Annotated in this window: 16 protein-coding genes and 2 tRNA genes; 6 read left to right on the plus strand and 12 right to left on the minus strand. The window is 60.0% G+C overall.

Annotated features, from left to right (window positions below; translation table 11 throughout):
- Window positions 1-130 precede the first annotated feature (130 nt).
- Together ACYZT5_RS21710 and ACYZT5_RS21715 are read left to right on the plus strand one after the other, a co-directional pair.
- Window positions 131-718: an LOG family protein gene (locus tag ACYZT5_RS21710; RefSeq protein ID WP_462047344.1), complete on the plus strand. Its 588-nt coding sequence runs from the start codon at window positions 131-133 to the stop codon at window positions 716-718.
- A 68-nt stretch (window positions 719-786) separates the two neighbouring features.
- Window positions 787-975, plus strand: a complete 189-nt coding sequence (locus ACYZT5_RS21715; protein WP_007947526.1) for a hypothetical protein — start codon at window positions 787-789, stop codon at window positions 973-975.
- Window positions 976-1,198: 223 nt separating this feature from the next.
- Here the strand turns inward: ACYZT5_RS21715 and ACYZT5_RS21720 are convergent, their stop codons facing one another.
- The 11 genes from ACYZT5_RS21720 to rnr form a co-directional block, all read right to left on the minus strand.
- A complete protein-coding gene (locus tag ACYZT5_RS21720; protein WP_462047345.1) occupies window positions 1,199-2,089 on the minus strand; it encodes a transglutaminase family protein in 891 nt (296 codons plus the stop codon).
- Window positions 2,089-4,575, minus strand: coding sequence for a circularly permuted type 2 ATP-grasp protein (locus tag ACYZT5_RS21725; RefSeq protein ID WP_462047346.1), 2,487 nt, complete (start codon window positions 4,573-4,575; stop codon window positions 2,089-2,091). The genes ACYZT5_RS21720 and ACYZT5_RS21725 overlap by 1 nt, the downstream gene beginning before the upstream one ends.
- An 88-nt stretch (window positions 4,576-4,663) precedes the next feature.
- Window positions 4,664-7,939 (minus strand): transglutaminase family protein, encoded by a 3,276-nt coding sequence (locus ACYZT5_RS21730; RefSeq protein ID WP_462047347.1) that lies wholly within the window; start codon window positions 7,937-7,939, stop codon window positions 4,664-4,666.
- Between the two features lie 318 nt (window positions 7,940-8,257).
- Window positions 8,258-10,561 carry a YgiQ family radical SAM protein gene (locus ACYZT5_RS21735; RefSeq protein WP_033055554.1) on the minus strand — a complete coding sequence of 768 codons (2,304 nt, stop codon included), beginning with the start codon at window positions 10,559-10,561 and terminating at the stop codon, window positions 8,258-8,260.
- A gap of 214 nt (window positions 10,562-10,775) precedes the next feature.
- Window positions 10,776-12,170 carry a replicative DNA helicase gene (gene dnaB / locus ACYZT5_RS21740; RefSeq protein WP_462047348.1) on the minus strand — a complete coding sequence of 465 codons (1,395 nt, stop codon included), beginning with the start codon at window positions 12,168-12,170 and terminating at the stop codon, window positions 10,776-10,778.
- 125 nt (window positions 12,171-12,295) lie between these two features.
- Window positions 12,296-12,742: a 50S ribosomal protein L9 gene (gene rplI, locus ACYZT5_RS21745; protein WP_008157007.1), complete on the minus strand. Its 447-nt coding sequence runs from the start codon at window positions 12,740-12,742 to the stop codon at window positions 12,296-12,298.
- 19 nt (window positions 12,743-12,761) lie between these two features.
- Window positions 12,762-13,655 carry a hypothetical protein gene (locus tag ACYZT5_RS21750; protein WP_462047349.1) on the minus strand — a complete coding sequence of 298 codons (894 nt, stop codon included), beginning with the start codon at window positions 13,653-13,655 and terminating at the stop codon, window positions 12,762-12,764.
- Window positions 13,656-13,691: 36 nt separating this feature from the next.
- A complete protein-coding gene (gene rpsR, locus ACYZT5_RS21755; RefSeq protein ID WP_002551829.1) occupies window positions 13,692-13,922 on the minus strand; it encodes a 30S ribosomal protein S18 in 231 nt (76 codons plus the stop codon).
- Window positions 13,923-13,950: 28 nt separating this feature from the next.
- Window positions 13,951-14,373 carry a 30S ribosomal protein S6 gene (rpsF, locus tag ACYZT5_RS21760; RefSeq protein ID WP_003217491.1) on the minus strand — a complete coding sequence of 141 codons (423 nt, stop codon included), beginning with the start codon at window positions 14,371-14,373 and terminating at the stop codon, window positions 13,951-13,953.
- A 300-nt stretch (window positions 14,374-14,673) separates the two neighbouring features.
- A complete protein-coding gene (rlmB, locus tag ACYZT5_RS21765; protein WP_462047350.1) occupies window positions 14,674-15,441 on the minus strand; it encodes a 23S rRNA (guanosine(2251)-2'-O)-methyltransferase RlmB in 768 nt (255 codons plus the stop codon).
- Window positions 15,438-18,080, minus strand: coding sequence for a ribonuclease R (gene rnr / locus ACYZT5_RS21770; RefSeq protein ID WP_462047351.1), 2,643 nt, complete (start codon window positions 18,078-18,080; stop codon window positions 15,438-15,440). Before rnr ends, rlmB begins: the two co-directional genes overlap by 4 nt.
- 224 nt (window positions 18,081-18,304) lie before the next feature.
- Here rnr and ACYZT5_RS21775 point away from each other — a divergent pair.
- The 4 genes from ACYZT5_RS21775 (at window position 18,305) to ACYZT5_RS21790 (ending at window position 21,411) form a co-directional block, all read left to right on the plus strand.
- Window positions 18,305-18,391: transfer RNA gene (locus ACYZT5_RS21775), tRNA-Leu, on the plus strand.
- A gap of 166 nt (window positions 18,392-18,557) precedes the next feature.
- Window positions 18,558-18,644 (plus strand) — tRNA-Leu (locus ACYZT5_RS21780).
- Window positions 18,645-18,835: 191 nt separating this feature from the next.
- Complete coding sequence (locus ACYZT5_RS21785; RefSeq protein ID WP_462047352.1) at window positions 18,836-19,846, plus strand: extracellular solute-binding protein; 1,011 nt, start codon at window positions 18,836-18,838, stop codon at window positions 19,844-19,846.
- Complete coding sequence (locus tag ACYZT5_RS21790) at window positions 19,846-21,411, plus strand: ABC transporter permease (protein ID WP_462047353.1); 1,566 nt, start codon at window positions 19,846-19,848, stop codon at window positions 21,409-21,411. The genes ACYZT5_RS21785 and ACYZT5_RS21790 overlap by 1 nt, the downstream gene beginning before the upstream one ends.
- 81 nt (window positions 21,412-21,492) lie before the next feature.
- On the opposite strand, the gene ACYZT5_RS21795 is transcribed toward ACYZT5_RS21790, so the two are convergent.
- Entirely contained in the window at window positions 21,493-23,427 is a 1,935-nt protein-coding gene (locus ACYZT5_RS21795; RefSeq protein ID WP_462047354.1) for a methyl-accepting chemotaxis protein, read from the minus strand.
- Between the last annotated feature and the right edge of the window lie 27 nt (window positions 23,428-23,454).

Consider the following 23,454-nt stretch of genomic DNA (forward strand, 5'->3'; position numbering starts at 1 on the left):
TGTGCAGTTTGCTCGCTGCCTACGCCTGCGGCGCCAGCGGTACCTATGAAACACCTAAACGCGAAGTCTAGACCTTGGAACGCCGCGTGCCTGCCTTTACTCTGTGGCCATACTGACCATGGAGTAAGGCATGTCTTTAGCGTCCGTTTGTGTATTTTGCGGTGCCAGCACTGGCACCAACCCTGCTTATCGTGAAGCGGCTGTCGCCCTGGGGCGAGCATTGGCCGAGCGCAAGCTGACCCTGGTCTATGGCGGCGGTGCCGTCGGGCTGATGGGAATCGTCGCCGATGCTGCGCTGGCGGCCGGTGGTGAAGTGATCGGAATCATTCCGCAAAGCCTCAAAGACAAAGAAATCGGCCACAGCGGCCTGACTCGCCTGGAAGTGGTCGACGGCATGCATGCGCGCAAGGCGCGGATGGCCGAGCTCAGTGACGCCTTTATCGCCCTGCCCGGCGGTCTGGGCACGCTGGAAGAACTGTTCGAAGTCTGGACCTGGGGCCAGCTCGGTTACCACGGCAAACCGCTGGGGCTGCTGGAAGTGAACGGTTTCTATCGCAAATTGACGGATTTTCTCGATCATATCGTCGGCGAAGGCTTCGTTCGCGAACCGCACCGTGACATGCTGCAAATGAGCGAATCGCCGCAAACCCTGCTCGATGCACTGGACGCCTGGCAACCCTCGGTACCGCCAAAATGGGCCGAGCAAAAACCCAGCTAACGGCTCGGCATCGATACAGGGCAGAATATGCGCCGCTCAACCTCACCTTCGACCCCAGAGGATCGCCCATGGCTAAACCTAATTATTCCTTCGCCAAACGTCAGAGAGACTTGGCCAAGGAGCAGAAGAAAGAGGAAAAGCTTCAGCGCAAGAAAGCTACAGCTGAAGAAGAAGCAGCAGCACTGAACCCGGATGCCGAAGGCGAAGTGGCTACAGACGAAACTGAAGCACCGAAAGATCAGGCGCCCGACGCCTGAGACCCTCAGGGCCAGATGATCTGATCAGGCCCACCGGATCTGTGTCCAGGGTCAGCAGTCACGCTGCTGACCCTCACAGTCCAATCTGAAAAACCCCATCCAGAACTGACTTGCACAGCCCCCTGTGGGAGCGAGCCTGCTCGCGAAAGCGGTGTGCCATTCAACATTGATGTAACTGATACACCGCTTTCGCGAGCAGGCTCGCTCCCACATGGGTTCTTTATTACTCCAGGGGCATCACGGTGACGCGGACTTCCGGGTCGTGATTACCGCCCCCAAGAATGACCCCACGCAACGGCGATACATCGGAGAAATCCCGGCCCCAGGCCAAAGTGATGTGTTCCAGTGCTGGTCGCACGTTGTTGGTCGGGTCGAAATCCACCCAGCCGAGCACCGGGCAAAACACTGAAACCCAGGCATGTGAAGCATCGGCGCCGATCAGTCGTGGCTGGCCCGGTGGTGGCTGGGTCAGCAAGTAGCCGCTGATGTAACGGGCCGCCAACCCACGGGAGCGTACGCAAGCGAGCATCAGGTGAGCGAAGTCCTGACAAACGCCGCGCCGGCGCTCCAGCACTTCCACCAGCGGCGTCGCCACCTGAGTCGCTTCGGCATCGAAAGTGAACTCGCTGAAGATTTTCTCCATCAGTGCCTGAACACCCAGCATCAGTGGCCGCCCCGGTGGAAAGCAGCTTTGCGAGAACTCGACGAAGTTGTGCTTCAAATGCACATAGGGCGATTCGAACCGGTAACGACACGCTTCCAGCAATTGCGGGGAAAGCGGCTGACTGCTGTAGGTCAGCGCGTTGCGGGTTTCTTCCCACGCGGGGGATTGATTGAAATCCAGCGCCGGCCGGGCCAGCACTTCGACGATGAGCTGGGCATTGACCAGCAATTCATCGTGCGGCCGCTCGAACGCCAACCGGGTCAGCGGATTGCCGAACACATCCAGTTCATCGCGGCGCGAAGTCGGGTCGGGACTGATCTGCAGTTGCTGCTTGGTGCAACGCTGCCAGGCACACGCCCGCGGCCACAGGTGCGCGAGCTGCTGAGCCAGAGAGACCGGGCTGTCGTAGTGATAATGGGTGTCGTGGAGAATCTGGTAGTGGGCGCTCATCAGACGGACACCGTGCGCTGGCTGACGTCATCGACATGGGCGAAATGGCGCAAGGCCAGACGATCCGACACTTGCCCGCTGGCATCGGCGATTTCTTGCAACAGATCGGCCAGACCCTCAATGGCCGCCCGAACGCTGGCTTCGCCAAACAGCGGGTTCTCCAGGCATCCCAGATCGAACTGTGCCAAGCGTTCCACCAACTGTGGCAACCCCGCTTCGCGAGGCACGCCGAAGTCGTCATTCAAGCGTTTCAAGGTACGAGTCACCAGTTTCAACTGGAACAGCACGGCGTGGGGGTTCTGCTCGTCGAGCAGCAACAGGTCGAGCACCGGAATCAGTTGCGCCACCGCCAGATACCGCGAACGGTAAGTGATGCTGCTATTGCCCAGCTCCAGCAGCCATTCCAGTCCGGCCTGATCGAAAGCACCAGCACCGCGCAAAAATGCCGCCAGGCTGGCGCTGAGAAATTGCAGACGTTCGATCCGGCGGCCGATCATCAGGAAGCGCCAGCCTTCGTCCCGGGTCATGTCGTCGAGGGCGAAACCGGATAACGCCGCCAGGGACATCACCAGACGGTTAAGGAAATCCAGCAATTCGCCGAAATCCGGCTCTTCGGTTTCCAGCTCCATGGCCTCTCGCTGCAACTCCACCAGCGCCTGCCAGTTTTCCCGCGAGAGCTTGCCGCGCACTTGCGAGGCCGCCCACTGCAGACGTTGCAGGTTGGAGCGCAGGCTGAACGGCCAGTCATCGCCGAGCAATGCCGCCAGTAAACGCTCCGGCAACTCGCCTTCATCGGGCAACAACATCAACCGTTCGCCCAGATCCACCGCCGCCTCCAGGGCTTGCGGGTCATCGCCATCGACATAACGCGCCAGCATGATCCGCAATAACCGCGCACTGTCATCACAGCGCTCGCAGTAACGCCCGAACCAGAACAGATTTTCCACCACCCGGGACGGCAGATACGGATCGCGTCTTACCAGGTCGTGCACACCGATCGTACGCTGGGTTTTCCATTGCTCACCGCTCGGCGGGCGATCGCCCAACACCCAGGTGTCTTTGCTCGCGCCACCGCGCTGCATCGACACCACTTCGGCGTCAGCCTCGGCGGCAACGCGGGTGAGGCCGCCGGGCAGAACCCGATAACCCTCACGGCTGGCCACCGCGTACACGCGCATGCCGATGGCCCGGGGTTGCAGATGACCCTCTTCAGCCTGCCAGATCGGGGCTTGAGAGAGCTGAGCCAATTCTTGCGCGACATAGGCGTAAGGCCGGGCCTGCATGCGCTCGGCCAGTGCCTGACGCTGTTTTTCACTCAAATCGCGACCAAACACCGGAGCGAAGCTTTGCGACGGGAAGGCCGGTTTGATCAACAACTCCGGCAATTTTTCCAGGGCCTGAGCCAGCACCGGCGCTTCACCGCACCACCAGGTTGCGATGGAGGGCAGGATCAATTCTTCGCCGAACAGGAATTTATTGATCCTCGGCAGGAAGCCCAACAATCCCGGCGACTCCAGCACGCCGCTGCCGAGGGCATTGGCCACCAGCACTCGCCCTTGGCGTACCGCCTCCAGCAGCCCCGGCACACCAAGGGCCGAGTCGGTGCGCAGTTCAAGCGGGTCGCAGAAGTCATCGTCGAGCCGCCGCATGATCGCGTGGACCCGGCGCAATCCGCTCAGGGTTTTCAGGTAGACCGTAGCGTCGCGCACCGTCAGGTCACCGCCCTCCACCAGTGGATAACCGAGCTGGCGCGCCAGATAGAGGTGTTCGAAATAGCTTTCGTTGAAACGTCCCGGGGTCAGCAGCACGATCAGCGGCGCTTCGTCATCGCTCGGCGCCTGACGGGCCAGGGTTTCCTGAAGCGTGCGGAAGAACCCGGCCAGGTGCTGCACCTTCAAATCGCGGTACAACTCGGGAAAGGCCCGGGACACGATGGTGCGGTTTTCCAACGCGTAACCGGCACCGGATGGCGCTTGAGTCCGGTCTGCCGTGACCCACCAGCGACCGTCAGGTGTACGCGCCAGATCCACCGCATACAGATGCAGAAAAGCCCCGTCGGGCGGCGTGATGCCCTGACAGGGCCAGAGGAAGTTGTTGTGACCGAAAACCAGTTCAGCCGGCAGCAGCCCCTCGGCGATCAACCGTTGCGGGCCATATAAATCTGCCAGCACAGCATTGAGCAAGCGTGCCCGCTGAGCGATCCCGGCCGATAACTGCTGCCATTCATCAGCAGCGATCACGTGCGGTAGCAGATCGAGCTCCCACGGCCGATCGGCCCCCTTGGGATCGGCGTAGACGTTATAGGTCACGCCGTTTTCCTGGATCTGCCGGGCCAGCAGGGCCTGACGCTGCACCAATTGTGTTGGTGTGCTGCGCTGCAATTGGTCGAACAACCGACGCCAATGCGGGCGCACCGCGCCGCTGTCGTCGAGCAGTTCGTGATAAGTGCCCGCCGTCAGCGGGTAGCGGTCAAGCAGGTCAGGCATGGAAAGCTCGGCAGACAGCAAAGAACGGTCAGACTAACGCAGGCTCATGACGCCCGGATATACGAAAAATCCGAGCGTCGCGTACGGTTTAGAAACGTCGTAAATCGAGAGTCATCGGCAGCTCGTCGTTAATTTCCATATTGGGTATAGGAAGTTTCCCCGGCGTATGTCCGATGCGGAAGAAACGCGCCATTCGGCGGCTCTCCGCCTCATTGGCGTTCACCGGCAAGCTGTCATAGTTGCGCCCGCCCGGATGGGCAACGTGGTACTGACAACCACCCAGCGAGCGCTGCATCCAGGTGTCGAGCAGGTCGAACACCAGCGGCGCATGGACCGGGATGGTCGGTTGCAGGCAGTTGGCCGGTTGCCAGGCACGAAATCGTACGCCAGCCACAAATTCGCCAACCCGTCCGGTGGGTTGCAATGGCACCGCAATGCCGTTGCAGGTCAGCACGTAACGCTGTGGTGGCAGGCCAATGAGTTTGACCTGCAAGCGTTCAAGTGACGAATCCACGTAACGCACCGTGCCGCCGACCGCGCCCTCCTCTCCCAGCACATGCCAAGGCTCCAGCGCCTGGCGCAATTGCAGTTCTATGCCGCTGACCGCGTAATCGCCGACCTTGGGGAAACGAAACTCCAGATGCGCCGCAAACCACTCCGCCCGTACGGGATAACCGGCGGCATTAAGGTCGACGATAACGTCGGCGAAATCCTGTTCGATGAAATGCGGCAACAGGAAACGATCGTGCAGCTCAGTGCCCCAGCGCGCCAGTTTCGGCGGCGCATAAGGCTCGCGCCAGAACCGAGCCACCAGCGCCCGCAGCAACAATTGCTGAGCCAGGCTCATGCGCGCATGGGGCGGCATTTCAAACGCGCGCAATTCGAGCAATCCAAGGCGACCGGTAGCACCGTCAGGTGAATACAGTTTGTCGATGCAAAACTCGGCACGATGGGTGTTGCCGGTCACGTCGATCAGCAGGTTACGCAGCAGCCGATCCACCAACCACGGAGCGCACTCCTCACCCGGCTCAGGCATCTGGGCGAAGGCGATTTCCAGTTCATACAACGCATCGTTGCGTGCTTCGTCGACCCGTGGCGCCTGAGACGTCGGGCCGATGAATAATCCCGAAAACAGGTAGGACAAGGATGGGTGGTTATGCCAGTAGCTGATCAGGCTGCGCAGCAAATCCGGACGGCGCAGAAACGGTGAGTCAGCCGGAGTCGCGCCTCCCAGCACGAAATGGTTACCGCCGCCGGTGCCGGTATGCCGGCCATCGATCATGAATTTCTCGGTGGTGAGTCGGGTCTGGCGCGCTTCTTCGTAAAGAAATTCGGTGCGCTCGACCAGTTCATCCCACGTGGCAGACGGCTGCACGTTGACCTCGATCACACCTGGGTCGGGCGTGATGCGGAAGTTGCTCAGGCGCGGATCGCTCGGCGGCTCATAGCCTTCAAGCAACACCGGGCAATGCAATTCCTCGGCGGTGGCTTCAATGGCGCTGACCAGTTCGAGGTAGTCCTCGACCCGCTCCAGCGGCGGCATGAACAGGTACAACCGCCCTTCTCGTGCTTCCGCGCAGAAGGCAGTACGTGTCAGCCAGTCGGCAGATTCGTCGATCTTTGGCGTGCGTTCATCAGCAACCGCTGGCTCGCCTTGGCTCTGAAGTTGCGCAGTGTCGGGCAGCGCGGGGAAATCCTGATTCGGGTCCACAGGATGAATAAAGGGGTACTCCGCCGCTTTCACCCAAGGCTGCGAGCCGAGCGGCAAGCGATAGCCCAGCGGCGAGTCCCCCGGTACCAGTCGGCAATGCTCATCGCGCAGATACCATCGACCACTCTGCCATTGATCACCCTTGGCGGTGCGCGCCAGCGGCAGGACCTGACCGATGACCTTGTCCAGGCCCTGGCTGAAGACTTTACGCAGGCGCGCACGCTCCAAAGGCTCTTCCAGACGTGAGTCTTCGGCGCTGACGTTCTGCGGCAAAGCGCCTTCGCGCCAGAGGTAATAGAAATTGTCTTCGTAGGCCGGAAATACAAACCGTGTGGGAATTTTCAGGCGCTCGGCGACACTCGCCAGAAAACGCCCGGCCAACTCACCATTGGCCCCGTAGTCTTGCTGCTCATCGGCAATCAGCGCGCTGTTGTGCCAGATCGGCACATCGTCGCGGCGCCAATAACAGTTCAGCGACCAGCGCGGCAATTGCTCGCCGGGGTACCACTTGCCCTGACCGAAATGCACCAGTCCCTTTGGCGCGTAGTGCTTACGCATGCGCTGGAACAATTCGGCGGACAGGCGCCGCTTGTCCGGCCCGAGCGCAGCGGTGTTCCATTCGGCGCCGTCCGGATCATCGATGGAGACGAAGGTCGGTTCGCCGCCCATGGTCAGGCGCACGTCACCCTCGAGCAGGTCGGCATCGATCTGCCGACCCAAGGCCTGGATCGCCAGCCACTGGTCTTCGGTGTAGGGCTTTGTCACCCGCGGTGCTTCCCAAATCCGCTCCACCGACATTTCGTGGGTGAATTCGCACTCGCACGGTTCAACCAAGCCACTGATCGGTGCCGCAGAGCCCGGATCAGGGCTACAGGCCAACGGAATATGTCCTTCGCCGGCAAACAGCCCTGACGTCGCGTCCAGGCCGATCCAGCCAGCACCGGGCAAATAGACTTCGCACCAGGCGTGCAGGTCGGTGAAGTCCACGTCAGTGCCCGACGGGCCGTCGAGGCTTTTAACGTCAGCGGTGAGCTGGATCAGGTAACCGGAAACGAAACGCGCCGCCAGACCGAGGTTTCGCAGCAGTTGCACCAAGAGCCATGCCGAGTCGCGGCAGGAACCGGAAGCCTGTTCGAGGGTGTGTTCGGGCGTTTGCACGCCCGGCTCCATGCGGATCAGGTAGCCGATGTCTTCGCTCAGGCGCTGATTGAGCGCGACGAGGAAATCGACGCTGGGCAGCGGCGTGCGGTCGATACCGTCCAGGTAAGCCTTGAACTTTGGCGTCAGGGGCAAAGTTTCCAGGTAGGGCGCCAGCTCCTTGCGCTCATCCACGGCGTAGGCGAAAGGGATCTTTTCCGCGTAGGGCTCAAGGAAGAAGTCAAAAGGATTGAAGACCGCCATCTCCGCCAGCAGATCGACTTCGATCCGCAGTTCATCGGTTTTCTCCGGGAACACCAACCGCGCCAGGTAATTGCCCTGGGGGTCCTGCTGCCAGTTGATGAAGTGCTGCTCGGGAGAGACTTTCAGCGCGTAGGAAAGTATCCGCGTGCGACTGTGGGCCGCCGGGCGCAGACGAACGATCTGCGGACCGAGCTCGACGGCGCGGTCGTAGCGGTAATGCGTGACGTGGTGCAATGCGACATGGATCGACACGGCGTGCCTCCTGCGAGCCTTAAGCGTATTGGAAAGCGCGCAAGACTTATGCCATCGCGCAGCGCTGGCGCTTTCTCCGGTTGCTTGAGGCAGTACAGCACCAAAATCGGGCGATGCGGGAAATTGGTTTGGAGGAGTTGCACGGAAATGTTGCGCCGTCCCTAGATCGTTTGATCGTTCCCACGCTCCCGCGTGGGAATGCAGCCCGTGACGCTCCGCGTCACTGGACGCGGAGCGTCCCTTGAGGCATTCCCACGCAGAGCGTGGGAACGATCACGCCAACCCGAAGGTTGGCGTTCTGTTATCAGCGGTCAGCGTTTAGCGCGGTACAACCGGCTTACGCGCAGGCTTCGGCCCTTTGCCTTTGGCCGCATCCTTACGGTCCTTGGCCGCCTGCTGGTTGCGGGCGAATGCCGCAGCCTTGGCCTGTTCACGCTTGTCCCACGGGTTGCCGCCATCGCTGGCACGCGGTGGCAGGCCGGTGTGTTGGGTCAGGATCTTGGTGGTCTTTTCCCCTGCCACTTTATGGCTGCCGGCGGGTGTCGAGTTCTTGCGACGGGCGCTCTGGTAGCTGTCGGTCGCCGGCTGGTGCAGCGGGATCAACTGATTCTTGCCCGGCCCGATCAGGTCGGCGCGGCCCATGCGGGTCAGCGCTTCACGCAGCATCGGCCAGCCTTTCGGGTCGTGATAGCGCAAGAACGCTTTGTGCAGACGGCGCTGCTCTTCGCTCTTGACGATGGTCACGGCGTCGCTCTTGTAAGTGACCTTACGCAGCGGGTTCTTGCCCGAGTGGTACATCGCGGTGGCGGTGGCCATCGGCGACGGGTAGAACGCCTGCACCTGGTCGGCACGGAAGCCGTTGCCCTTGAGCCACAAGGCCAGGTTCATCATGTCTTCGTCGGTGGTGCCCGGGTGAGCGGCGATGAAGTACGGAATCAGGTACTGCTCTTTCCCGGCTTCCTTGGAGTACTTCTCGAACATGCGCTTGAACTTGTCATAGCTGCCAATGCCCGGCTTCATCATTTGGTTGAGCGGACCTTCCTCGGTGTGTTCCGGGGCGATCTTCAGGTAACCACCGACGTGGTGGGTCACCAGCTCCTTGACGTATTCCGGCGACTCGACTGCGAGGTCGTAACGCAGGCCAGACGCGATCAAAATCTTCTTCACCCCCGGCAAGGCACGAGCGCTGCGATACAGCTGGATCAACGACGAGTGGTCGGTGTTCAGGTTCGGGCAAATGCCGGGGAATACGCACGAAGGCTTGCGGCACGCGGATTCGATTTCCGGGGTCTTGCAGGCGATGCGGTACATGTTCGCGGTCGGGCCGCCGAGGTCGGAAATGACGCCGGTGAAGCCTGGAACCTTGTCGCGAATCTCTTCGATTTCGCGAATGATCGACTCTTCGGAACGGTTCTGGATGATCCGGCCTTCGTGCTCGGTGATCGAGCAGAAGGTGCAGCCGCCGAAGCAGCCACGCATGATGTTCACCGAGAAACGGATCATGTCGTAGGCAGGGATCTTTTCCTTGCCGTACGCCGGGTGCGGGATACGTGCGTAAGGCATGCCGAACACGTAGTCCATTTCTTCAGTGGTCATCGGAATCGGAGGCGGGTTGAACCAGACGTCGACTTCGCCGTGCTTCTGAACCAGTGCACGGGCGTTGCCCGGGTTGGTTTCAAGGTGAAGCACGCGGTTGGCGTGAGCATAAAGGACCGCGTCGCCACGGACTTTCTCAACCGATGGCAGACGGATCACCGTCTTGTCGCGCGTCATCTTCGGGCTGGCCAGGATCTGCACGACCTTGGCTTCGCTCGGATCTTCAACCGGACCCTTTTCCTGCTCGATGGCGCAGGCTTGGGTGTCCTGAGTGTTGACGTACGGGTTGATGATCTTGTCGATCTTGCCCGGACGGTCGATGCGCGTGGAATCGACTTCGTACCAGTCTTTCGGCGTATCGCGACGGATGAACGCGGTACCGCGAACGTCGGTGATGTCTTCGATCTTGTGACCGTAAGACAGACGTTGGGCGACTTCGACGATCGCACGCTCGGCGTTGCCGTAGAGCAGGATGTCGGCGCAGGCGTCGATCAGGATCGAGTTGCGCACCCGGTCCTGCCAGTAATCGTAATGGGCGATGCGGCGCAGGGACGCTTCGATGCCACCGAGAACGATCGGCACGTTTTTGTAGGCTTCCTTGCAGCGCTGGCTGTAAACCAGGCTCGCACGGTCCGGACGTTTGCCCGCCAGACCACCCGGGGTATAGGCGTCGTCGGAACGGATTTTCTTGTCGGCGGTGTAGCGATTGATCATCGAGTCCATGTTGCCGGCCGCGACGCCGAAGAACAGGTTCGGCTCGCCGAGCTTCATGAAGTCGTCTTTGGACTGCCAGTTTGGCTGAGCGATGATCCCGACGCGAAAGCCCTGAGACTCCAGCAGCCGGCCGATGATCGCCATGCCAAACGACGGATGGTCAACGTACGCATCACCGGTGACGATGATGATGTCGCAGGAATCCCAGCCAAGCTGATCCATCTCCTCCCTGCTCATCGGCAGGAATGGCGCTGGGCCGAAACATTCGGCCCAGTACTTGGGATAGTCAAATAACGGCTTGGCTGTTTGCATGACGATGACCGGTGTTGAGATGAAAAATCGCGGGCGCGGAATATAGCACAAAAAATAACCAATTCCGACGGCTATGGTCGGAAATTGGTGTCGCCTCATTCGCGGGCAAGCCTCGCTCCTACAGGTTTTTTGTCGAATCACGATTCCGCGAACGACACGTGACCTGTAGGAGCGAGGCTTGCCCGCGAAGAGGTCCGACCAGACGCCGAATAATTTACTCGTCGTCGAAGTTATAGCTGCCCGGCGCCAGGTTTTCGAAGCGGGTGTACTTACCGATGAACGCCAGTCGTGACGTACCGATCGGGCCGTTCCGCTGCTTGCCGATGATGATCTCGGCGATGCCTTTGTGCTCGGTTTCCGGGTGGTAAACCTCGTCCCGGTACACGAACATGATCACGTCAGCATCCTGCTCGATCGCTCCGGATTCCCGCAAGTCGGAGTTGATCGGGCGTTTGTTCGGTCGTTGCTCCAGGGAGCGGTTGAGCTGGGACAGCGCCACCACCGGGCAGTTGAATTCCTTGGCCAGGGCCTTCAAGGAACGGGAGATTTCAGAAATCTCGTTGGTCCGGTTGTCGCCGCTCGACCCCGGGATCTGCATCAATTGCAGGTAGTCGATCATGATCAGGCCCACATCGCCGTGCTCACGCACCAGGCGTCGGGTCCGCGCACGCATCTCCGACGGGCTGATACCGGCCGTATCGTCGATGAACAGCTTGCGGTCGTTGAGCAAATTGACCGCCGAGGTCAGGCGCGGCCAATCGTCGTCGTCGAGGCGACCGGCCCGGACCTTGGTCTGGTCGATCCGACCGAGGGACGACAACATACGCATGATCAGCGATTCGCCTGGCATCTCCAGCGAGTAAACCAGTACACACTTGTCGCTGCGTAATACGGCGTTTTCCACCAGGTTCATCGCAAAGGTGGTTTTACCCATGGACGGACGGCCGGCGACGATGATCAGGTCGGACGGCTGCAAGCCGCTGGTCATGCCGTCGAGATCGGTATAACCGGTGGAGAGGCCCGTAATCGCGTTGTCAGTGTTGAACAGCGTATCGATACGGTCGATGGCCTTGGTCAACAGGTCATTCACGCTCACCGGGCCGCCGGTTTTTGGCCGGGCCTCGGCGATCTGGAAAATCTGCCGTTCGGCTTCGTCGAGAATCTCTTCAGCCGAGCGGCCTTCCGGGTTGAAGGCGCTGTCGGCGATTTCGGTGGCGATGCCGATCAACTGCCGCAACGTTGCCCGTGCACGGACGATCTGCGCATAGGCCTTGATGTTGGCGACGGACGGCGTGTTTTTCGCCAGCTCACCCAGGTAACCGAGGCCACCGACTTGCGAGGTCTGACCTTCCTTGTCCAATTGCTCGGCAAGGGTCACGACGTCGATCGGGGAGTTCTGGTCGGCGAGCTTGGCGATCGCGCGGAAGATCAAACGGTGGTCATGCCGATAGAAATCGCCGTCCGAGACTTGATCCAACACGCGTTCCCAGGCGTTGTTGTCCAGCATCAGACCACCGAGCACAGCCTGTTCGGCCTCGATGGAATGCGGCGGCACCTTCAGGGCAGCGGTTTGCAGATCGTATTGCTCGGGAGCGGAGATATCGTTCATGGCCACTTGTTGAATAAGGGTTGTGAAAATCAGGAACTGCAGAAAGACAAAGGGCACGACCTGTAAACAGGATCGTGCCCGATGTTACCGGCAAGCACCCAAGGGTGCCAGCCGACAAGTGCTGCTTAAGCTGCTACCACGACAACGCGTACGGTGGCTTCAACTTCGGCGTGCAGGTGCACGGCTACGTCGAATTCGCCTACGTTGCGGATGGTGCCGTTCGGCAGACGAACTTCGCTTTTTGCAACTTCAACGCCAGAGGCGGTCAGTGCATCAGCGATGTCGTGAGTACCGATCGAACCGAACAGCTTGCCTTCGTCACCAGCAGTGGCAGTGATAGTCACTTCCAGCTCAGCCAGTTGGGCAGCGCGGTTTTCAGCCGAAGTTTTACGATCTGCTGCGGCTTTTTCCAGCTCAGCGCGACGCTCTTCGAACGCAGCCAGGTTGGCAGCGGTCGCAGCGGTAGCTTTGCCGTAAGGCAGCAGGTAGTTACGACCGTAACCAGCCTTAACGTTCACTTTGTCACCCAGGTTGCCCAGGTTGGTGACTTTTTCCAGAAGGATCAGTTGCATGTGAAAATCCTCTTAACTTTTAACCTTCACCGTTCGCGCTATCGACGTCTTTCGGCGTCGAACGACCGCGAAAATCAATCAGGCTGTCGACGATGGCCAAGACCACCAGCAACGGATAGATCAGCTGCATGAACAGCAACAGCGTCACGTACAACCCCACCAGCCAGAATCTGGCCAGTCGCTTTTGCGCCACCAGCCCGTGAATCAGGGCTAGCCCGGCGAAAACCAGCGGTACACTGCACAACGGCGTCAACATGGCCATCTGTGGACCGATATTCGGCCCCAGAAGCATGCACGCCAGCAGCAACATCGCCGGCAAAAGCGGGAATCGGATGGCGCGAAACTCGCGACCAAAACCACCCGGGTTGTACAACAACGCCTGCCAGTAGCGCCCGACAATCAGGCTCAGCACACTGACGATTTGCAACAAGGCCGCAATCAGGCCGGTCAGGACCGGTGCAATCAGGGACGCAAAATGCGCTTGCTCGTCTACCGACAACTTTTGGTAGACCTCACCGAGTAGCGACGGCATGACTTTTATCAAAGCCTGCGCCAGCATCTCGATCTGAGGACCAAAAGCCGTCCCCAGCACCACTGAAAACACCACTCCCATCGCTATGCTGACCAGCAGCACGCGGCTCCAGGACTCGCTTGCGCGCAAAACCAACGCAAGGCTCCAAGACCCCAGCAGCACCAGAAGTGCCCGTGGGTCGTCGGAGTAAAGCCACCAGATCAACGCCGGCAGCAGTCCCAGAGCAAGAACACCAATGGCGTCCTTCAATCCGCGCCGCAGGAGCACAAGGCAACCAGCGGCAGCACCCAACCAATACAACAACGGCAATGTTGCGCATCCGGCCACTACGAGAGTGGCCTGCATACGGCCGCGCATGATGAACTCAGCTAAGGCGCGCATGCATTCAATCCTTTGCTACGTGTCGACTGCCCGGTCTCAGCGGCCGTGGCTGTCGGTGTAGGCCAGCAGGGCCAGGAAGCGGGCGCGCTTGATAGCGGTGGCCAGCTGACGCTGATAACGTGCTTTGGTACCGGTGATACGGCTTGGAACGATTTTGCCGGTCTCGGATACATAAGCTTTCAGAGTGTTGAGATCTTTGTAATCGATCTCTTTCACGTCTTCAGCGGTGAAGCGGCAGAATTTACGACGACGGAAGAAACGTGCCATGTAATAGGCTCCTCAAAAGGTCCGTGGATTACTCGTCAGCGTTATCGCTGTTGTCGCTGTCATCACTGTCAGCGCTTTCAGCGCCTTCGTGCTCAGGACGGTCGCGACGCTCACGGCGCTCACTGCGGTTTTCTTCAGCCTTGAGCATCTCGGATTGGCCGGTAACGGCTTCTTCGCGACGGATGACCAGGTTACGGATCACTGCATCGTTGTAGCGGAAGTTGTCTTCCAGCTCGGCCAGGGCCTTGCCAGTGCACTCAACGTTCAGCATCACGTAGTGAGCCTTGTGAACATTGTTGATTGCGTAGGCCAGTTGACGACGGCCCCAATCTTCCAGACGGTGGATTTTGCCGCCGTCTTCTTCGATCAGCTTGGTGTAACGCTCTACCATGCCGCCGACTTGCTCGCTTTGATCCGGGTGGACCAAAAAGATGATTTCGTAATGACGCATGAATGCTCCTTACGGGTTGTAGCCTGCCGCTCAAAAGCGGTCAGACAAGGAGTGAATGACACTTATGGACTTGCTTGCGATAGACACATGCGTGCCTGCCGTCACAGCAAGGGGCGCAATTGTAGAGAAGGGACAGAAGAGGCGCAAGGCAATTGGTGATTATTTGAACAATCACTCAATCACAAGCCGAGAACCTGTAGGAGCTGTCGAGTGAAACGAGGCTGCGATCTTTTGATCTTAAAAAATCAAAGTCAAAAGATCGCAGCCTCGTTTCACTCGACAGCTCCTACAAGGAGGGTGTCAGGACTTTTTGGCGGTTCCGGCAGCTTTGACGCCGCGCTGACGCAAGGCCTCGAACAGGCACACCCCAGTCGCCACGGAAACGTTGAGACTGCTGACGCTGCCCGCCATCGGCAGGCGCACCAGGTAGTCGCAAAGATCGCGCGTCAGGCGACGCATGCCGCTGCCTTCCGCGCCCATGATCAGGATGGTCGGACCAGTCAGGTCTTGCTGATACAGGTCCTGCTCAGCCTCGCCCGCCGTACCGACGACCCACAAGCCACGCTGCTTGAGTTTTTCCAGGGTGCGCGCCAGGTTGGTTACGGCGACCAACGGAATCACTTCCGCCGCGCCACAGGCGACTTTCCGCACCGTCGGGGTCAGCGTGGCTGACTTGTCCTTCGGAACGATCACCGCCAATGCACCCGCCGCATCGGCAGAACGCAGGCAGGCACCGAGGTTGTGCGGATCGGTCACGCCGTCGAGCACCAGCAGCAGCGGCGCGCCTTCGGTGCGATCGAGCAGCTCGTCGAGCATTGCTTCGCCCCAGACCTGGCTCGGACTCACCTCCGCGACCACGCCCTGGTGCACGCCTTCGACCCAGGCATCCAGCTCGCGACGCTCGGCGTTGCCAACGGCTACGCGATTTTCGTTCGCCAGCTCGATCAGCGTCTGGACCCGCGGATCACTGCGGCCTTCAGCCAGCCAGATCTGCTTGACGCGTTTCGGGTGGTGACGCAGCAACGCTTCTACAGCGTGCACGCCGTAGATCTTTTCCAACTGACTCATGACTTGGCCTTAGGTTTACGCGCCCCGCCACTTTTGGCAGCAGGAGCGGAACCCGCTTTTGGCGGGCCTTTACGGTGTTTGCTCGGTTTGGCTGGCTTGCCGCCGGGGGCCTTGTCAGGCGCCGACCGCCCGGTCTTTCCCCCAGACGCCGCTTTACCGCCGCTTTTCGCTTCAGACAACAACGCCTGCTTCAATTCACGGCTTTTGCGCAGCTCGGCGTTTTTCGCCGCGGCATCGCTTGGACGATAGGCTTCGACAGCTTTTTCCTTGGCCGGACGACGACCGGTTTTCGCCGGTGCCGGTTCTGCCGCGGTTTTAGCGGCCGTCTTGGCGGCAGGTTCGGTCTTTTCAGTTCCGCGCTTCTTGCGACCAATCGGCGCACTGATGGTTTTTTCAGCCATCTCGAAGTCGATCTTGCGCTCGTCGAGGTCGACGCGCATGACGCGCACTTCAACGGTATCGCCGAGACGGAAGCTGCGACCGGTCCGCTCACCGGCCAGGCGGTGGTGCACAGGGTCGAAGTGGTAGTAATCGCCCGGCAGCGCGGTGACGTGCACCAGGCCTTCGACGTAAATGTCGGTCAATTCGACGAACAGACCAAAACCGGTCACGGCAGTGATCACGCCCGGGAACGACTCGCCCACGCGATCCTTCATGAACTCGCACTTGAGCCAGTTCACGACGTCGCGGGTCGCTTCGTCGGCACGGCGCTCGCTCATCGAGCACTGCTCGCCAAGCTGTTCCAGGATCGCTTCGTCGTATGGATAGATGCGCGCTTTCGGAATGGTCATCGCGCCAGCACGGCGAACGTGCGGTGTGTCCATTTTCGAATGGATGACGCTGCGAATCGCCCGGTGCGTGAGCAAGTCCGGGTAGCGGCGGATCGGCGAGGTGAAGTGGGTATAGGCTTCGTAATTCAGGCCGAAGTGGCCCTGGTTATCGGCGCTATACACGGCCTGGCTCAACGAACGCAGCATGACGGTCTGGATCAGATGGAAATCCGGACGATCCTTGATGCTTGCCAACAGTGCCTGGTAATCCTTCGGCGACGGGCCGTCCTTGCCTTTGTGCAGGGACAGGCCGAGCTCACCAAGGAAAGCGCGCAGTTTTTCCAGACGCTCCGGTGGCGGACCATCGTGGACGCGATACAGCGCGGGGATTTCGTGCTTTTTCAGGAACTCGGCGGTGGCCACGTTGGCCGCCAGCATGCATTCCTCGATCAGCTTGTGCGCATCGTTACGAACGGTCGGACGGATCTCGGCAATCTTGCGCTCGGTCCCGAAGATGATACGGGTTTCCTGCGTTTCGAAATCGATTGCGCCACGCACGTGACGGGCCGCCAGCAACACCTTGTACAGCGAGTACAGCTGCTTGAGGTGCGGCAGAACGTCGTTGTACTCGCCACGAAGCTGACGAGCCTCGGTGATTTTCGGCGTTTCCAGCATGGCGCTGACCTTGTTGTAGGTCAGGCGAGCGTGGGAGTGAATCACCGCTTCGTAGAAGCAGTAGTCGGTCATCTCGCCGGATTTGGAGATGGTCATCTCGCAAACCATGGCCAGGCGATCGACGTGAGGGTTCAGCGAGCACAGGCCGTTGGACAGTTGCTCAGGCAGCATCGGCACCACGCGCTCAGGGAAGTACACCGAGTTACCGCGAACCTGAGATTCATTGTCCAGCGCCGAACCGATCTTCACGTAGCTGGAGACGTCGGCAATGGCCACGTACAACTTCCAGCCGCCGGAGAACAGGCGCAGTTTGCCCGGCTTGGCTTCGCAGTAGACCGCATCATCGAAGTCGCGAGCATCTTCACCGTCGATGGTCACGAACGGCAGATGGCGCAGGTCGATGCGCTTCTCTTTGTCTTTCTCTTCGACTTCAGGCTTGAGCTTGGCGGCTTCTTTCAGCACAGCCTCAGGCCAGACGTGAGGAATATCGTAGGTGCGCAGGGCGACATCGATTTCCATGCCCGGCGCCATGTAGTTGCCCACGACTTCGACCACGTCGCCTTGCGGCTGGAAGCGTGGCGTCGGCCAGTGAGTGATCTTCACTTCGACGAACTGACCGATCTGGGCGTTGGCGTTACGGCCCGGCGTGACCAGCACTTCTTGCTGGATCTTCGGATTGTCCGCAACGACGAAACCAATACCGCCCTCTTCAAAGTAGCGGCCAACGATGGTCTCGTGGGCACGGGAGACTACTTCGACGATCATGCCTTCGCGGCGACCGCGACGGTCGAGGCCGGAAACACGGGCCAGCGCGCGGTCGCCATCGAACACCAGACGCATTTGCGCCGGACTCATGAACAGGTCGTCACTGCCGTCGTCCGGAACCAGGAAGCCGAAGCCGTCACGGTGACCGCTGATGCGGCCCAGGATCAGGTCGAGCTTGTCCACCGGCGCATAGGTGCCGCGACGGGTATAGATGAGTTGAGCGTCGCGCTCCATGGCGCGCAGACGGCGACGCAGGGCTTCGATCTGGTCTTCTGTGGTCAGACCAAACTCTTCGACCAGTTGCTCGCGGTTAGCAGGCGAACCCCGATCAGCAAGGTGCTGAAGGATCAGTTCGCGGCTAGGAATAGGGTTTTCATATTTTTCCGCTTCACGAGCGGCCTCGGGATCGAGGGACTGCCAATCGGCCATTAGAGAGTTTTCACCTTGTCTATATGCGGGTTAGTTTGGCATAGGCGTAATGAAACGGGAAATTTCAGGCTATGACAGCCCATCTAAAGCCCTTTATCGACACTGCAAAGCTGATTTGAAGGCCGCCGGTAAAATTTTCCAGGTTTTTTTGATGTCAGGGGTTTACAGTTAAAAAGACGCTCCGTATAGTGCGCGCCATCGACGACGGAGACGTTGTCGATACTGCCCAGATGGTGAAATTGGTAGACACGCCAGCTTCAGGTGCTGGTGACCGCAAGGTCGTGGAAGTTCGAGTCTTCTTCTGGGCACCAATTTCGAGCTTGAGATTAGATCAATTTCAAGGCTCACACAAAAACCCGCGAAAGCGGGTTTTTTGCATTCTAAGCTTCTGATTTATTAATACTAAATCAGGGGTTTACAGATCAAAAAGCTCTCCGTATAGTGCGCCACATCAACAGCGGCAACGCTCGCGATTATGCCCAGATGGTGAAATTGGTAGACACGCCAGCTTCAGGTGCTGGTGACCGCAAGGTCGTGGAAGTTCGAGTCTTCTTCTGGGCACCAATTCAAATTCAAGATCCCGATCTTGAATTTCACAGAAACCCGCGAAAGCGGGTTTTTGCGTTTCCGGGGTTTGAAAAGTTACAGCGAGCCGCTCTAGTAAACCTCCGCCAGCCCCGCAAGGCGCACTTGAGAAACAATATCGTTTATCATTGTTTCAAGTTTTTGCAATGCGACAGTGAGGAACCCTGCGAATGATGTTTCGAAATACCCTGCGCCGCGGCCTGACCTTCACCCTGCTCGGCCTGGCACTCGCTACTCCCCTCACCCAGGCCGCCGATGCCGTTTCCCTGACACTCTATAACGGTCAACACAAGGAAGTCGGCGACGCAATCGCCAAAGCCTTCGAAGCCAAGTCCGGCATTCACGTCAATGTGCGTAAAGGCAGCAGCAATCAGCTCGCCAGCCAGGTCGTCGAAGAAGGTGATCGCTCCCCCGCCGACGTGATCTATACCGAAGAGTCGCCCCCACTGAACAAACTCGGTGAACAAGGCCTGCTGGCCCAGACCGATGCCGCCACCCTCGCCGTTCTGCCGAAAGACTATGTCGCTGGCAATGGCACCTGGATTGGCATCACCGCGCGAGTCCGCGTCGTCGCCTACAACCCCAAGCTGATTGACGAGAAGGATCTGCCCAAGTCGGTGATGGAGTTCTCTGACCCGAAATGGCAAGGCAAGGTCGGCTTCGTGCCTACTAGCGGCGCCTTCCAGGAACAGGCCGTGGCAATCATCAAAGTGCACGGCTTGGACGCTGCGGAAGAATGGCTGACCGGCCTGCGCGCCTTCGGCAAGACTTACAGCAACAACATGGTTGCGCTGAAGGCGGTGGAAAACGGCGAAGTCGCCACCGTACTGGTGAACAACTACTACTGGTTCGCCTTGCAGCGTGAGAAAGGCCAGCTCGATTCGAAACTGCATTACTTCACCGGCGGCGACGTCGGCGGGCTGATCACCGTTTCCAGTGCGGCTGTGCTGAAATCCAGCAAGCATCCAAAAGAAGCCCAGCAATTCCTCGCCTATATGGCCAGCGAAGAAGGTCAGCGCGTGATCACCCAGACCACCGCCGAGTACCCTCTGCACAAAGGCATGAAATCGGATCGCGGACTCAAGCCGTTCAGCGAACTTGAGGCACCGAAGGTCACGCCAGCCGATCTTGGCAATGCCGAAGAAGCCCTGGACCTGGAACGTGACGTTGGCTTGAACTGATGAGCGCATCGTTATCCGCCCCCGCCTCACGCGGGGGTTACGTGCCACGGCGCAAGCGGCCATCAATCTGGTTGTTGCTGCCGGTTTTACTGCTGGTAGTGCTCAGCCTCTTGCCGCTGGTGTATGTCGGGCTCAAGACTTGGCAGGCCGGTTGGGCCGAGGCACTGCACCTGCTTTGGCGGCCTTATGTGTTCGGGCTGCTGCGCAATACCTTGGCATTGATGGTCGGTGTGACGCTGGCCTGTGGCGTGATCGGCCTGTCGCTGGCGTGGCTGCTGGAACGCAGCAATCTGCCGGGGCGACGCGTGTGGGGCGTAATTCTGTGCTTGCCGTTCGCGGTGCCGGCATTTGTCAGCAGTTTTACCTGGGTCTCGTTGAGCGCTCACTTCGAAGGGCTCGGCGGGGCAATCCTGGTGATGACCCTGTCCAAGTATCCGCTGATATTTCTGCCGGTCGCGGCGACCCTGCGCAATCTTGATCCCTCTCTCGAGGAGTCCGCACGAACCCTTGGGCAGAATCGCTGGGGCGTGTTCTTCAGGATCACCCTGCCGCTACTCTGGCCTTCGTTGCTGGCCGGTTCGCTGCTGATCGCCCTGCACATGCTGGTGGAGTTCGGCGCACTGTCGATCATCGGCCTGCAGACCTTCACAACCGCGATCTATCAACAGTTCGAGCTCGAATTCAGTAACGCCAACGCAGCAATGCTTTCGGCAGTATTGCTGGCGCTGTGCCTGGTGCTGCTTTGGCTTGAGCTGCGGGTGCGCGGCAAGGGCCGGCATGTGCGCACCGGGCAAGGCGCGGCGCGGCGTGCGGAGCAGGTTCGCCTGGGACCGTGGTCGGCGGTTGGGCAGGTTTATTGTCTGGCGCTGGCGATTATCGGCAGCGGCATTCCGCTGGGCATGTTGGTGTACTGGCTAGCAGTAGGTTCCTCGGCCGCCTTCCCCGTGGCGGCGATCAGCGAAGCGCTGTTGTCGTCACTGGCACTCTCCCTCGGTGGTGCAGCACTGTGCCTGGTGCTGGCTGTGCCGGTTGGGCTGTTGGTGGTTCGCTATAAGGGTCAACTGGCAATCTGGGCCGAGCGCCTGCCGTATCTGCTGCACGCACTGCCAGGACTGGTGATCGCACTGACGCTTGTGTATTTCGCCCTGCACTATGTGCCGGCGCTGTACCAGACCTCGGCCTTGTTGCTGATCGCTTATGCGCTGCTGTTTCTGCCGCTGGCCCAGGCACCGATTCGCACGGCACTGAACAAGGCTGCGCCGCAATTGGAAGAAGCGGCACGCACGCTGGGGGCGTCGTCCTTCAGTGCGTTTTGCCGGGTGACGCTGCCGATCATCTTTCCAGCACTCGGTGCGGCGTTTGCGCTGGTGTTTCTGGATGCGATGAAGGAGCTGACGGCGACGTTGCTGCTGAGCCCTACCGGGCTCAATACGCTGGCGACGGAAGTCTGGGCGCATACCGCGAATGTGGAGTTTGCGGCGGCGGCGCCTTATGCGGCACTGTTGATTTTGGTGTCGGGGTTGCCGGTCTATTTGCTTACGACTCAGATGTATCTGAGCCGCTGAAATCACTATCGCCAGCAGGCTGGCTCCCACAGGGAAATGCATTCCAATGTGGGAGCCAGCCTGCTGGCGATTGGGTCTACATCAAGCCCTGAACTGCCCCAGGCTGGCCTTCAACTGCGCCGCCAACCCATCCAGCACCTTGCCGCTGGCCGTGGTTGCCACCACCGCTTGAGCCGCTTTCTCAGCCTGCGTATGAATGGTCTCAACCCGACCACGCACCGCCTGCGCGCCTTGTGCCTGATGCGCCGCTGCCTGCGTTGCCAAACCAATCGCCGCATGCACTTGCTCGACCGACGCCTGAACCGACTGCTGCAACCGCGCACTGTCACGCAGTACCAGCAAACCTTCGTTGGCCTGACGCCCGGCCTGACCGATCGCGGCCACTGCCTCACGCGCACCTTGCTGCAGGGCCACGATGTGCGCCTGAATGTCGCCAGTGGAGCTCTGTGTCTTGCTCGCCAGCGCTCGCACTTCGTCCGCCACCACGGCAAACCCGCGGCCGGTCTCGCCAGCTCGTGCTGCTTCGATGGCCGCGTTCAGCGCCAGCAGGTTGGTTTGCTCGGCGATCCCGTGAATCACCGTCAGCACCACTTCAATCTGCTCACTCTGCTGCGCCAGCCGCTCGATGACTTTCGCACCGGTATCCACCTGCCCGGCTAACGCCTCGATCAGGCTGCCGACTTTCGCCGACGTCCGTGTGTTTTCATCCGTGGCCGAACGAATATCCACCACTTGCTGCAAGGCTGCCTGCATGGCATGACTTTCAGACTGGGCATCATCAGCCATTTGCGACAATGCACGCAGGCTCTCGGCCACTTCATCGCGCTGCATGCCCGCCGCCGCATCGGCACCCGCATTGCGCAAGGTCATGGCGCCGATTTCCACGCCGGTACGCTGAGCCACATCGCCCGCTTCGCGCACGATCGGCTGCAACTTATCCACAAAGCGATTGACCGCCGAGGCCATGTCGCCGATTTCGTCCCTGCTGTTGATCTGCACGCGTTTGGTCAGATCGCCCTCGCCCGCCGCCAGGTCGTCCATGGCAGCGATGAGCATTTTCAAGCGGTTGACCACTCGACGGCCCAGCACCACCGCGAGCAACAGCAGCACACCGCACCCTACCAGCGCCAGGCCCATGCCGATGCGCCAGCGCAAGGTCGCCGCGGCTTCCTGCACAGTGCTGGTGGTGTTGTCTTTCATTTCAGATGCAGTGGACTGAGCGGACGTCAGACGCGCACGCATCGCCGTGGCGCTGTCAGCCGCCGCGCCCTTGAGGCTGTCGCCGACCAGTTGATCACTGCTGGCGATCAGCGCCGAGAAGCGCTTGTCCAGGGCCGCCAGATCGGTTTCCACCGAGGCGGTCGAGACGCCCATCAAGACCTTGCCGATTTCCACCCCGTTGGGGTTGATCGAGGCCTCGAGGTAATAGACCGACGGATCGTTCTTCGCCGCATCCAGCACCTTGTCCAAGGCACGCTCACCCTGACCTTTCTCCAGAAGCGCCTTGTTGATCGGGTTCTCCCGGTTCAGGTAGCGCGTCAGGTGCTGCCCCGTGGCGTCGTCGTAGACCACGAACAACACGTTGGGATTACGCTGGGCCCGGCGGGCGAATTCGGACAGGGTTGGAACGTCGCTGTCCCACATGGCGCGGGGTGCGACCGAGGCCAGAAGCTGCGCCATATCATTGGCGGAGTCCTTCAGATCCTTTTCCAGCGTCGCACGCAGTTGTGCCTGCTCATCCTTCAATCGCGAGGACAAACCGGCCGTGAGGCGTTGACGAGTACTGGCGGAGAGACTGTCGAGGCTCGAAGTGACTTCACGCCCCGCCTGCTCCAGCTCACCAGAGAGCCTTTGACTGTCGGCACCCAGGCGCACACCCAGATCGGCTTCCAGCGCGGTCACTGTGCTCCGAGTCAGGGCAACAGCCACCAGCACCTGCACCAACAGCGCGATACCAAGGGTAACGAACACGGGCCGCAATAGACGGCTTTGTAACAGTGAGAGAACGGCCGACACTTGATATCCCTCTGCTTTGACGCCATT

The sequence above is a fragment of the Pseudomonas sp. LB3P14 genome (assembly GCF_054898045.1).